Below are 13105 nucleotides of genomic sequence, written 5' to 3'. Positions count from 1 at the left end.
CGAGCGCAGAAGCAAATGAAAATCCGTCCGATTTTGTTGTTCGCCCCATTTTTTTTGCCTACTTTTATCCTCATAAAATGATACGACATGACACGACCGGATATACCTCAAGAGTTTAAAGACTATGCCCGACGTTTGCTCGGTGCGGAGCGTTATGCACGTTTTGCCCAAGCTTTGGATGAAGACCCTTCCGTAAGTGTGAGGCTGAACCCGTTCAAGGCCGTATGGTCCGGTCTTTTAGCGGAAGATTTGAATGGGGTAGATGGCTCGGTGCCTTGGGCCTCCGGAGAAGGATGCTACCTGAGCGAACGCCCTCCGTTCACGTTCGACCCGTTGTTTCATGCCGGTGCCTATTATGTACAAGAGGCGGCTTCCATGTTTTTGGGGCAAATCTTACGCCGTTATGTGACTCGTCCGGTGGTAGCACTCGACCTTTGTGCTGCGCCCGGGGGCAAGTCTACCCATATTCGTTCATGTCTGCCGGAGGGTAGCCTGCTGGTATCCAACGAGCCCGTTAAGGCACGTGCTCAGGTTTTACTGGAGAATCTGACGAAGTGGGGACATCCCGACGTGATAGTGACAAACAGTTACCCAAAGGATTTTGCCCGTTTGCCGGACTTTTTCGACCTGTTGGTGACCGATGTGCCGTGCTCCGGTGAGGGGATGTTCCGGAAAGAAGAAGATGCCGTGACGGGTTGGAGCATGGAGGCTGTGCGGATGTGCCGGGACCGTCAGCGTGAGATTTTGCGTGACGTATGGCTTTCGTTGAAGCCGGGAGGGCTGTTGGTGTACAGTACTTGTACGCTGAATGCTTTGGAGGATGAGGAAAATGTGGCTTGGATAGCCGAAGAACTTGGTGCGGAAATACTTCCTTTTGATGTGGAACCGGGTTGGGGTGTCGTCGGGAACCTGTTGGCAGTCTCCTCAGTAAAAGATACGGCGAAGGCGGAAAAGCTTTTTCCCGTCGCCCATTTCATTCCCGGCTTTACTCGTGGAGAAGGATTCTTTTTGGCTGTTTTACGTAAAAATGGCGAAGAGGAGACTTCTGATTGGGCGATGTCCTTCGATAGGTATGAAAATGAGCGCGTGAAGTCTAAAAAGAAACGTGCGCTACACGCTTCCGTTCCGGCTTTGCCTGCTTCCTGCCGGTCATGGTTGCTTCATGCCGATACCTTTGATTTCGTGCCCGACGGACCGGTGTGGACGGCTGTACGCGCTTCGTTCTCCCGTCAGGTAGGCCTGTTGCAGGAAGCGGTTAAAGTGTGGCAGGCTGGTGTTCCGTTGGCTACGGTAAAGGGGAAAGACTATATTCCGCTGCACGCTTTAGCGATGTCCGTTGACTTGAATCGCTCGGCTTTTCCAATTGTTCCCGTTTCCTACGATATGGCGGTGGCCTATTTACGTAAAGAAGTGCTTGTCTTACCTCCCGACACTCCTAAAGGTTACGTGTTGCTGACGTTTCAGGATACTCCGATCGGTTTCGTGAAAAATATAGGTGGACGGGCCAATAACCTTTATCCCCAGGAATGGAAAATACGTACAAGTTATCTTTCAACTTATAGTTTAAGGGGAGATTTAGGACGAAAATCAATAGAGTAAAGTGAAAAATACTAAAAAATAGATGCTTTTCCTTTTGATTCCTTGCTTTTTAATCCGGTAAAAGCTATATTTAAAGCCTGAGAGTGTGAATGGATTGAAACGATGAGGGTTCATACTCACACCGTAGAAATCTAATTGTCTAACTTAATCTAAACAACGCTATGAAAATTTTATTTATCGGATCCGGGTGCGCCTGCAGGCTACCTTTTGTAGAATATCTTTTTAAGAAGAAAATACAAGAGGCAGAGGTTCCGGACATTGAAGTAGAGTCTGCCGATATGGCCATGTGGGGAGTCACTTCTAATGAAAGTGGGATTCCGGAAAGCAGTGGTCCTGATAAAGTAGGCAATTTACTGAATCAGGCTGATTTTATCGTGGTTATGGAGGGGAGGCAGCGCAACTTTCTGACACGTTTTATGGATTACAGTAGTTGGAATAAAATTCACTTATTCTTGGATTATTGTACATCCGGGAAAGAACATTTGGTAGGTTCCGTGTGTGGCGATCTCGATTATCAGACGCAGGATGAAGAAATGACTAACGGTTGCATGAATCTGATAGCTCGTATAAAAGCCTTTTTGAAGGAGCATTTAGGCGAGAAAACGGAAATCTCCACGTTGATAACGGCTTAAACGATAAAGCATATCGGGCAGGGACATTCATGCTCGGTATGCTTTATGATTAGATATGAAGGAATATGTGTTTTGTGAAAACTATTGTGAGTCTCCTTGTGATGCTTATGGTCGGATTGCAAAGTGTGCAATCGCAAAATTGGGTCATAGTGAAAACTCCGTCTGTAAAGGTGATATCCGAAACACGGAGGGTCGGGGGAGTCTTGGGGAAAGCTAAAAAAGGGGCGGCGTTATGGTTGCGTGAAGGGACGGTAACGGATGATTGGGCTCATGTTTGGTTTAAGGGACGTGCCGGAGGGCTGCCGCTTTCTGCCGTGGAACAGTTCTCTTCGTCAAAGCTTTCGTGGCAGGCTATGGCGCGTACATACGATTTGGTGAGCCTTAAAGAAGAAGGTAAAGTGTTGGCCACAATGGATTTCGAGGTAAGGGACAGTACGTTGTTCATGTGTTTGCGTTGGCCGGATTCAAGGCGGGGTACGGAAATCTATGAGTTGGCTCGGGATTCTTGCCGGTTGGTAGCCACGCGGGCTTGTGCTGGGGAGATGCCCGACGACATGAAGATGTTTTATCAAACTGCCAAGTCATTGAAATATGCACGTGTTTTCTATTACGATGAAACGAAAAAATCTTTCTTCGACGGGGACTCTTTCTATTTTCGTGAAAATGCAGAGGCCGTTTCCAAGGATACCGCTTGCTTTTCTGGGGTAAGGATACGATTAAAAGAATTTCGGAAAGAAACGAAGGGACCTAAGACAGGCACCGGTCGGAATGCCGTTATGCCTGGGGAGCAGAATCCTGAGTTTCCGGGAGGTGAAAAGGCATGTATGGCCTTTTTGTCTAAGAATATCCACTATCCGCCTGTTTGTGTATCTGAAGAAGCGAGCGGAAGAGTATATGTGCAATTCGTGGTGGAAAAGGACGGAGAAATCGGTCAAATCAGGGTGTTGCGAAGTCCTCATCCTTATTTGGCACAGGAAGCAGTGAGGGTGGTGGGCATGATGCCTGATTGGAAGCCCGGATATAAGAACGGCAAACCCGTCAGGGTGTTGTTTTCTTTGCCGGTAAAGTTTGGGTTGAAATAGGCATAAGGAAAGATGAAAGGCGGAAGCGAAGTGTATTCCTTCCGCTTTATTCTTGTGGTGTAGCGCTGTCCTGCTCTTTTGCTTCCGTGTTGTTTTTCGGTGCGTCCGGCGTATCGAACAAACCGTAAGTAGTACGGAGGACACGGAATTCCGTCCGGCGGTTCAGGGCGTTGCAGATTTCCTGCTGTTCTTCCGGCAGTTTTTTGATGAAAGCTTCCGTCAACGTGTCGTTCTCATGCAGGAACGGATACCGTTCCGTCAATCGTTTGCGGATGACTTTCGGGCGTGTCTCGCCGTATCCGATGGGAGTCAGACGGTCGGTTGCGACGCCGTGTGCTATCAGGTACTTCACCACGGATTCTGCCCGGCGTTGGGAGAGGCGGATGTTGTATTCATCCCTTCCCCGGTAGTCGCAATGCGAGCTGAGTTCAATCGTGATGTTCGGATTGTCTTCCATGAGCGTGACGAGGGAATCCAGTGCGAGGGTAGAAGAGTCCGTGAGTTCCGCACTGTCGAAAGCGTAAAACACATTGTCTACCAATACGGGAGCCGTGATAGAAGCCAGTTCGAACTGAAGTACGTATTCTTTGCTTACGCTGCTGGTGTCCACTCGCAGTTGTTCTTTATGATTCAGGAATCCCTTGCACGTACCTAAAAATACATAGTCTACATTCGGTTGGATTTCCTGGGTAAAGGAACCGTCGCCTTTCACGCTCAACTTTAGATTGGTTCCGTCGTTGCCTACCATGTAAACCAAGCCTTCCGGCAGTTCATAGCCGTCTTTTTCGTAGACCCATCCCTTGACCGTGAGCAATACTTCCGGACATTCGAAACTCATGATGTGGTCCCACCCTCGGGCATCGCCTCGGTTGGTACTGAAAAATCCCCGGTTGTGCAGTCCGTCGAAAGTCATGGCAAAATCATCTCCTTGCGAATTCATCGGATATTTCAGGTTCTCTACGGTCCATGTGCCCGTACTGTCCTGTTCGGCCTTGAACAGGTCCAAGCCGCCCATGCCGACGTGTCCGTCGGAGGAAAAATACAAATCTCCGTTCGGACGGAACGAAGGGAACATTTCATTCCCCGGAGTATTGATGGGTTCGCCGAGATTATCCACTCCGCCTAACCCGTGTTCTCCTATTTCGATTCGCCAGATGTCCAGGCCTCCTAATCCTCCCGGCATGTCGGAGACGAAATACAGCCATCTGCCGTCCGGCGATACGGTAGGATGGGCAAAGGAGGATAAAGTGTCTTTGGTGATTTCCAACAATTTGGGTGCGCCCCAACTGGCATCCGTACGATCCGAAGTATAAATCTGTGCATATCGCGGATATTCGGGGTCATGCGTGCAACGGGTGAAATACATCGTTTTGCCGTCCGGCGAGAAAGCACAGGCTCCTTCATCGTACTCACTGTTTATCTCGGATTCTACCTGTTCCGGCGACTGCCATTTCCCTTTATCGTCTTTTCGGGAGATAAAGATGTCACCGGACTTGATTCCTGTGATGCCGCTCAGTTCGTTGCCTGTTGCCTGTGGGCGTGTGGAAGTCAGGTACAGCATGTCCATATCATCCCCTGTCAGCATCGGGCAATAGTCCGAACGGCGGGCATTGAGTAGCGGTTCTTTCTTTATCGAATACAATGTAGGTTTCTGTTTCCAGATGGGCGCCATGGTACAGCCCTGTAGGCCGTGACGTGCCAACACGTCGTCCGGTTTGTACTGAAGGTAAATCTCATAATTCTGCAACGCTTTTTTGTAATCGCCGTTTTTGCGTTGCATTTCAGCTAAATAAAAATAAACGATGCTGTCCGGGTAGTTGTATCGTGCCGCATTCTGATATGACCCGATAGCCCGTGAGGTGTAATTGATACGCCGATAACAGTCTGCGGCTTTATAGGCCCGTTCGCCCCTCTTGGCCCGTTCCTTGGGTTTGGTTCGCATATAAGCTTTCCGGTATTCGGCAGCCGCTTCGAAATATTCTCCGATGGCGTAGAATTTATCTCCTTTTTTCACATTGCTTTCCGCACTACAGCCTGCGAGCCATAGTGTCACGAAAACGACCCCAAAAAGAGAAATCCATTTTTTCATATTCCGTTCGGTGTGCAAATATAATTTTTTTATTTCATTTGCCCTTGCAGTTCACTGCTTTTTTTGGACCGTAACGGTTTTTAATGGTCTCTTTGTGGGGTCGTTGTGCAATAGTGAATATCTCGTTTAGCGGATAATGATTTTATCTTGTTTTACGCTACCGTCGGTGAAGGTGGTCTGACGGATGTTGATACCCTTGCGGGGCTGCTCTAACTGTATACCGTCCATTGAATAATATATCGTTCGTGCCACAACTTTACCGCCGGTCGTTTCGGATACCTTACTGCCTTCTACAGGAATGAATTCGAACGGGTAATCATTCGGGGTTTCCGTCGCAGCGAAGTCGATACTGCCGTCTTCTGCCACTTGCCAATAGATGTTACCGCTACGGGCCGACTTTTGGATGGCTAATGTTTCAATATCTACGGCACCGCTGAAGCGGAACGGCTTGGTCATGGTTTCCTGCCACAACCCCTCGTCGGTCAAGTAGGTTCCGTCCAAAACCGACTGGAAACCGTAGGTCGTAGAAGGAGGAGTGTTGACGACGTTCCATTGTTGCGCAGCTTTATTGGATTCATCTTCTGGCTCGAACGAGGGATAGTCGTCGTTGCCATGATTGGTAAGATACGTTCCGTAGGTCTTGTGCCGGATGTAGTAGTTGCCCGGTGTTACACTGCGGTATCCCGTTTCTTTTACATAGATTTGATAAGTGATGGTACTTGTCTGGCCGTTTATGGTATAATCCAATGTATAAGAGGCGGAAGTTTGCACGTTATTAATGGTGAGAGAGTCTTTGGTAGAGCCGTCTCCCCACAAGTAAGTTCCTCCCGTCATGGCATCTGCCGGTGTGGCCGTGAGCGTCACGTTGTCGCCTTTTTCTACGATCATCATGTTCTTATCCGTATAACGTCCGCCGTTGACGATGATGTCAGGGCGTGCAGCCTGTACATTGATACGGAAGACGGTTTCCTGGCGACGTCCGCCTTGATTGGTATGGATGACGGAAACGGTACGTGAGGTCGTGACGTGCGGTAGGGTGATGGAAGAAGCCGTACTGCCGGTTTCCCACAAATAGCTTCCATAGCCTCCCACACCGAATATGGATAAGGACACTTCGCTGTTGTATAATACGTTGATGGAAGTCGCTGCACGTGTGGAACCATTATAGGTTATGGTCGGGTTGATTGTGCTTTCCCCACAATCGCCTTCCACGGCGATGCTGAACATCTGTTCGCTTTCCACACCGTTTTCATTCGTATATGTCACGCGCCAGATGCCGCTCCTGTCGGCTGCCACGGTGAGGTCTTTCGTGTTTTCTCCGGTGCTCCATTTCCATTTTCCCGTATCGGTCGTGCCGTCGGGAAGTTGTGGCTTCAGGGTGACAATCGTACCTGCCGGGAGCGTTTCTGTGGGTTCGGTACGGTACGTATTGTGCAGTCCGCCCAGTTCGTTGTGTTCCACGCTTATACCGTTGTATTCCATGATGGGAGTGAGCGGGGTGGGTATTTGTTCGGGAGTAGGGAAGTCGCGGGTGTTCATCAATACGGAATAGCCCATGTGGTCGTAGCCTCCGCTGGTGTTACCCTGTCCGCCGCCGTCGATGCCCATTTTTTCGTAGACTGCTTTGGAGAAAGGCATTTCTACGCCTTTAATGCCTTCATAGTGCCCGATGACGGTACCCCAGTAAGGACGTATTTGTTCTCCCAATGCAGGGCCGGTCTGCAGCCATGCCCTGCCGTCGCTCCAATGCAGGCCACTGCTTCCGTAATGATAGTTTGTCCATGGCAGGTTTTGCACGCTTTGTATTTGTGCCGCCAAATACTCTATACCGGCTGCCAGTCTGTGGTCCATGTAAGAGAACAAATCATCGCCTTGGTTCCAACCGATGTGGGCTACGTCTACGGCCAGTCCGCCGGCCATGGTGGCATGGCCCACATCACGGCCGCTTTCTTGCATTTGTCCCAGTTTGCCGTAAGCTCCGGTTTCCAAATCAGATTCTTGTGTCGTGACGACAAGGTTGCCTAAAAACTCGGTCAGTCCGTCGTTCAGGATAGGGTCGGAAGTACGCGGGTCGGTGAAGGTGCCCACTTGATCGTATTTGAAGAAAGACAGTCCCTGATTATAAATGAATACGTCATCGCAAAGGATGCCTATGCTCATGACGGCCAGTACGTTGCAAAGTCCCCAGTTCGACCAGTAATGCCCGGGGCATTCCCACCATTTTCCCGAATTTTGCCAAGTTCCGTTGCGGCCGCGCAGGAAGCCGATGCAAGATGGATACCACACGTCGAGCATCCATTGTTTGAATGTGGTGAAATCTTCGTCAGACCATCCTTCGTAGTCGCGCACGAGTTCGGCGGCGTTGGCAAAGGCATATCCGTATAGTCCTGCAGCCAGTGCATAATTGGAGTCGCCTCCGATGCCTTTGGTGACGCGTGCCCATTTCATCAGGACATCTACTGCGTGTTTGGCATGTTCTTCCGAACCGTCGATTTTCCACCGCAGGGCATTTTGGTAAGCGATAGAAGCTCCCTGCGCTGCATTAATGTAATTTTCTCCTACTCCCCCTCCGCGTATGATGGTCGGTACGGGATTTGTAGCTGCCGTAGACTGTGAGAATCCGGCGTTGACCAATACATTGTAGGCTGCTACGACTTTTTCATTTCCGGCTTTGAGCTGTTCCCTGATACGTTCAAAGTCGGCATCGGTATGGAGGGCACCGGGATGCCGGAATCCTCTTTCTGTGTCGTATCCTGTCGTAATGCCTGTGACATCGAAATCGAATCCTGCCGCGGCTTCCAAGGCCGTACGGGCTGATGCGAGGTTTTCGAGCTGTCGGTCGATGGCATTTTGGTTTACTTTACCTTCGTTCACGAGGTCTTGGGCGATATTGACTTCGTCTTGGTAAAGTGCAACGATTGCGCCTGTGTAAGAAGAGGCGTGTGAAGCGATATATTCCTGGGCTTCATTGATGGCATTTTGCAATGCCGTGAAGTCGCCCGGATTGCCGTAAGTATATTCGTATTCCAAATCGTCAACTGCGGCTGCCAGTTCGCCGATTTCCGATGTTCCCAGTACACGGTCATAGAGGCGGACGTCGGCTACAAGAGTTTGCTTCAGGTAATTGTCGGCTGTAAAAGCGGGACGTCCGATCCATGCGTAAGGAACAGAAGTGGTGAAGTTGGATGAATTGGTGGGCATCTCGGTGTTCGTTCCCTTGGCCACTCCGTCGAGGTAGAGCGTACCGGTTTGTCCGTCTTGGGTGTACACGACGTGTGTCCATTTTCCTTTGGCCGCTTCTCCACCGATTTCTATAGCCGTTTCGTTGCCGTATCCTCCTGTGGCGTTGGCAAAGCGTTGGGCATTGAGGCGGTAAGCAGAGTACTTGCCCTCCGACCCCGTACAGGCCGCAGAAGAGGAGAATGTCCAAAGGAAGAAGCCGGCACCGGAAAGTGAGGCTTTCTCGTCTACGCGGTAGTACATGGAGATGGAGTACGCATCCATACTCTTGAACAGTTCGCCCGCTTGTTCTGTCAGGTCGAGATAACCGGTTCCGCTACCGAGATCGAGTACGCGGTATTTTCCCATTTTGCTTACCGTAGCTTCATTTTTGAGTGAGGCCGTGATGCCGGAACATTCCGTATCCGAGACGGAAGTACCATTCATGTTTTTAAAATCGAAGTGCAGGCGAAGGCCATTTTCCTGGCCCATTGCGGTATGGCCGGCACATACGATAAGGCAGGATGCCAATAGCGTCCTAAACCTGTTTCTTTTGCTTTTCATGTTTTTGTTCATAAGTGTGATTCGATATAAATTGAGTCATTCGTTTTATGTTTATACGAATGAACAATTAAAACTACCTGTTATAAAAAGTATAAAGAACGTTAAATTAGAAAAGAAAACCGCGGCACAGGGATTAGCTTTCCTTGTGTCGCGGTTGGGGATGAGGTAATTTTTCTTCGGTTATTTCTGTTTTTTCCCGTTCCAATAATTCTCCAGCCGGTCGGCCTCTTCTTGGGTCAGGTGGATGACTGCGCCGTGCTTGGGCGACCGGAAGTTAGTGGTCTTCATCACGCCTTCGTTGAAGCGTCCCAAGTTTTTGAAGTGTACGAAATCGCTGGTTTCTACAAAACCGAAGTTATGTGGGTTGATACCGAATATATCGTACATGAGCACCCATTTGTCTTCACCGATTCGTTTCCAGACGTTAGGCGCCTCGCAGGCCACCGGTTCAAAGTCTATCCAACGCGGGTCGAACCGGTAGCCTCCGTCGATACGGTCGGAAACCGCCTGTTTGATGCCCGAACCGGATTCATGCGCCACGTAGAACAAGTGATATTCCATTTTTTGCCGTTCCTCGTTCCATATCGGGGTGATGTCGCCGTCGATGGCAGACGCTCCCGAGGGGTATTCAAACAAGATTTGCGGAATGCTCTCGATACGGTTGAAATCTTGGTTTACGTAGACATAATAAAGCCTGTTCTGCTCGGTGCCGAACCGCATGGTAAAATAAATCATCATCCGTCCCGTGACGGGGTCGTAGACCGTTTCCGGCGCCCAAGCGCAACCGATTTGTGCAAATTCCTTGGACATTTGGTCGAAACGTATGTTGGTGCGCGTCCAATGGATGAGGTCGAACGACTTCATCAGCACCAAGCCACGGTTGTTTCCCCAGCCATAAGTTTTTCCGTCGCGCTCCCATTCCGTATCGCGGTAACCGTCGCGTTGTGCATAAATATGCAGGTCGGTCATGGCCAAGTAGAAGCCGCCGTCCGGACCACGGTAGATATGCGGGTCGCGGATACCTTTCTGGTCGGCAATCGTATCGCCTGCAATAATGGGCTTGCCGTCGTTCAGAGCGGTAAACGTATAACCGTCACGGCTGATGGCCGCATGCAGGCAGTGGTCTTCGTCCTGATGGAATACCATAAGGTAGGCCGCCATGTCTTTTTCTTGCGGTGTGGCGTCACGGTAGGTGAAGTTGCGGAAAGTAGTACGTCCTTTTCCCGCGGACAGGAGTGCAGGACGAAGGGCATAGAACCCACCGTAGTTGTTGTGATGAAGTCCCGACACGTCGATATCCGTGGCCAGTTCCTTCCATGACTTTCCGTCCTTGCTGGCAGAGAGGGTCACGCGGTTGGCACGGTTGAGCAGGCGGAGGTGGAAATGCTTGTGGTAATCGGACGGCATGGTTTCGGTTTTTTCCCCGTTGCGGTATATCGTGAACGTCTTTCCGTCCGAAGCGACACCGGCATATGCCTTCTCGTCATAGAACAAGAGCAGGCCGCCCGTGTTTCCTTTTCCGAGAGCGATTTCCGTCGTGAGTTCATAGTTCTTGTCGGTGGCTGTAACCATGAGCAACCGTCCGTCAGCCGGTGTCTTGCCTTTGGCTTTGACGCTCATGCCATCCTTGCCGAACGAGAGGCTTTCGGGGGCGTATTCCTTCCAAAAGGTCCATTGCAGGCCGAGCTGCTTGCCCGTGAAGTCGTCGGAAAGTTCCAGTCCGTGTTTTTCAGGGGCTTGTGCCGGGAGCGGACGGGCGTCATGCCGCAACTTGACCCATCCGTCGGCCGTCCATTCCACCGGGTCTATCAGCGTCTGCCGGCCCAACGTGTGGTAACCTTGTGCGTAAGCGTGGTACACCACCCACCAGTTTCCTTCGGCATCGTCGATGAGCGTACCGTGTCCTTTCGACCACCAAGGGTCGCTTGCACTATAGGTATGCACCAAAGGATTGTAGGGAGAGTTTTCCCACGGCCCGAACACGCTTTTGGAACGTGCCACAACCACCATGTGGCTCGTGGCCGGTCCGGCCGTGCCGCCTTCTGCCGATACCATATAATAATAACCGTCCTTGTGCAACAGTTTCGGACCTTCGAGGAACATGTCGCCATTGCCTTCGGTTTTCCATTCTTTGGGGAATTGCCAGCCTTCGTAGACGGTCTTTTTCGGTCCCGTCACTTTCAGCCCGTCATCGCTCAGCGGGGCTATGGCACCTTTGTCTACATATAAATACCGCTTACCGTCTTCGCCCACTACATGTCCGGGGTCGATGCCCGTCAGGTCGAGTTTCACCGGTTGGCTCCACGGGCCGCGGATGTTGTCGGCATAGACCACATAGTTGGCTCCGGCAGCGGGATAGTAGATATAGTAACGTCCTTTGTACTTCACCAAGTCTGGAGCGTAGACCGAACCGTCGAGGGCATGGAGTGCACGGGCTATGGGTGTCCAGTTCACCAAGTCGGTAGAATGCCAGACGAGCAGTCCCGGTGCATAATTAAAAGATGAGTTCGTCATGTAGAAGTCTTTTCCTTCCCTGATGATGGACGGGTCGGGATAATCCCCACCCAGAAGCAGGCGAGGGAAGGTTTGTGCACGGCCTGTGGTTGCCAGGCATAAAAATAGTAAACTAAGAATCAGTTTGCTGATGCGAGTACTGTTCATGGTTTTAGTGATTAAAAGTTATTGGGTTGAAATTCTCTTCAAAGGTATATAAATAGGGAGTGAAGAGTGTGCTGTTTACACACGAACGTTTGTTCTTTTAATACAGTTTAACTGTTTTATATTTCATTTTTCTTCTGCGACAACTAAGATGGGATTGGACATGTCGTTCAATGGATAATCGTTTACCGCTATTTTCTTTAAAACTTCCAAGTCGTTGTCGTCAAACCTGTCTATGGGCAGTAAATCCACCGCCTTATCATTGAATGCCACCCAAGGCCAAAAACTTACATGCTTGAATCCTTTTAAAGAAAGGTGTTCCGATTCACTTCCATAAGCATACTTCTTATCGTGGATAAAAGCATACGAGTGGCGGTCTATCAGTAGGTCGCACTGCTCCTTGTCCATGGTCACGGTTAAATAAAAGTATTTATCTGTAACCACAATGTTGTCGATTTGATACTTCGTCCTGTAGAGTTCGTCCGCATAATCCCAGTTTTCACATAGTTTCCTGCTTGGGCGAAGATTACCTCTGTCCATCGTTAATGTGTCTATGATACCTTGTTGGGTAAGTAAAGTCACTTTGTCGTCAAATGGCAGCATGAACATGACTCCCTCCGAAGTATTACGAAGCATGCCGGTCCTTGTCATACTACGTGAAACCTGTTCGTTATCTTCATATATAGGATATGTACCTTTCTCGACTCCTTCAGGCGACACTGTACGAAGGCTGACCTGAAGCCCCTCGCCAGAATACTTCCTCGTCTCGCAAACCAAGGCGTCCAACTGTTTGTTGAACCTGACAGTCTGGAGGATTTCACCGTTTTCGGCTATCTTGAACTGTCCTATATAGTTGCCTTCAAGGTCGTATTTATATATGAAACCTCCCATGTTTCCGACATAGATAATTTTCTTGTTTTCATCATAATTGGCTGAGTTGATACGCTCGTGTTCTCCATGTCCTTTTCCTAACCGTCCCACTCTGTTCAGGAATTTTCCATTGGAATCAAATCTCAGAATCTCGTCTTGCTCCCAAATCAGCACGTTGTCGCCGTCCATTCCAAACACGTTCGGGCTGCTCAATATGCTTTGCCCGTGGGTCTCAAGCGGAATGAATTTTATGGAAGAGTAAATGCTTTCTGTAGGAACAACGATTTCGTTCTGTCCTATGTCGGTCAAATCTATTATAGCTCCGCCTTTTTGTCGGCTACATGCGCATAAGCAAAAAATACACAGCAATAGAAAATGACGTTTATTCATTG

General features: G+C 49.7%; 7 protein-coding genes. 3 read left to right on the top strand and 4 right to left on the bottom strand.

Features of this window, described 5'->3' with window-relative positions:
- Positions 1-87: 87 nt before the first annotated feature.
- From HMPREF9441_RS04845 to HMPREF9441_RS04835, 3 genes are all read left to right on the top strand, one after another.
- Positions 88-1599 (top strand): methyltransferase RsmF C-terminal domain-like protein, encoded by a 1512-nt coding sequence (locus tag HMPREF9441_RS04845; protein WP_008618648.1) that lies wholly within the window; start codon positions 88-90, stop codon positions 1597-1599.
- Between the two features lie 161 nt (positions 1600-1760).
- Positions 1761-2231 (top strand): low molecular weight phosphatase family protein, encoded by a 471-nt coding sequence (locus HMPREF9441_RS04840; protein ID WP_008618643.1) that lies wholly within the window; start codon positions 1761-1763, stop codon positions 2229-2231.
- A 149-nt stretch (positions 2232-2380) separates the two neighbouring features.
- Positions 2381-3313, top strand: coding sequence for an energy transducer TonB (locus HMPREF9441_RS04835; RefSeq protein WP_244949621.1), 933 nt, complete (start codon positions 2381-2383; stop codon positions 3311-3313).
- A gap of 46 nt (positions 3314-3359) precedes the next feature.
- On the opposite strand, the gene porE is transcribed toward HMPREF9441_RS04835, so the two are convergent.
- The 4 genes from porE to HMPREF9441_RS04815 form a co-directional block, all read right to left on the bottom strand.
- Positions 3360-5402 carry a PorE family type IX secretion system protein gene (gene porE / locus HMPREF9441_RS04830; RefSeq protein WP_008618640.1) on the bottom strand — a complete coding sequence of 681 codons (2043 nt, stop codon included), beginning with the start codon at positions 5400-5402 and terminating at the stop codon, positions 3360-3362.
- Between the two features lie 126 nt (positions 5403-5528).
- On the bottom strand, positions 5529-9185 hold the full coding sequence (locus HMPREF9441_RS04825; RefSeq protein WP_008618635.1) for a LamG-like jellyroll fold domain-containing protein: 3657 nt from the start codon (positions 9183-9185) through the stop codon (positions 5529-5531).
- A 180-nt stretch (positions 9186-9365) separates the two neighbouring features.
- Positions 9366-11846 (bottom strand): family 43 glycosylhydrolase, encoded by a 2481-nt coding sequence (locus HMPREF9441_RS04820; protein WP_008618634.1) that lies wholly within the window; start codon positions 11844-11846, stop codon positions 9366-9368.
- Positions 11847-11969: 123 nt separating this feature from the next.
- On the bottom strand, positions 11970-13103 hold the full coding sequence (locus tag HMPREF9441_RS04815) for a 6-bladed beta-propeller (RefSeq protein WP_008618633.1): 1134 nt from the start codon (positions 13101-13103) through the stop codon (positions 11970-11972).
- Between the last annotated feature and the right edge of the window lie 2 nt (positions 13104-13105).

Origin of the sequence: Paraprevotella clara YIT 11840 (assembly GCF_000233955.1) — a bacterium.
Classification (GTDB): Bacteria; Bacteroidota; Bacteroidia; order Bacteroidales; family Bacteroidaceae; genus Paraprevotella; species Paraprevotella clara.
This window is presented reverse-complemented; position numbering and strand designations above follow the sequence as displayed.

What these genes read in the sequence shown, in the direction of transcription:
- HMPREF9441_RS04845 (WP_008618648.1), top strand. Translation starts at nt 88, where the DNA reads ATGACACGACCGGATATACCTCAAGAGTTTAAAGACTATGCCCGACGT.
- HMPREF9441_RS04840 (WP_008618643.1), top strand. Translation starts at nt 1,761, where the DNA reads ATGAAAATTTTATTTATCGGATCCGGGTGCGCCTGCAGGCTACCTTTT.
- porE (WP_008618640.1), bottom strand. Translation starts at nt 5,402, where the DNA reads ATGAAAAAATGGATTTCTCTTTTTGGGGTCGTTTTCGTGACACTATGG.
- HMPREF9441_RS04825 (WP_008618635.1), bottom strand. Translation starts at nt 9,185, where the DNA reads ATGAAAAGCAAAAGAAACAGGTTTAGGACGCTATTGGCATCCTGCCTT.
- HMPREF9441_RS04820 (WP_008618634.1), bottom strand. Translation starts at nt 11,846, where the DNA reads ATGAACAGTACTCGCATCAGCAAACTGATTCTTAGTTTACTATTTTTA.
- HMPREF9441_RS04815 (WP_008618633.1), bottom strand. Translation starts at nt 13,103, where the DNA reads ATGAATAAACGTCATTTTCTATTGCTGTGTATTTTTTGCTTATGCGCA.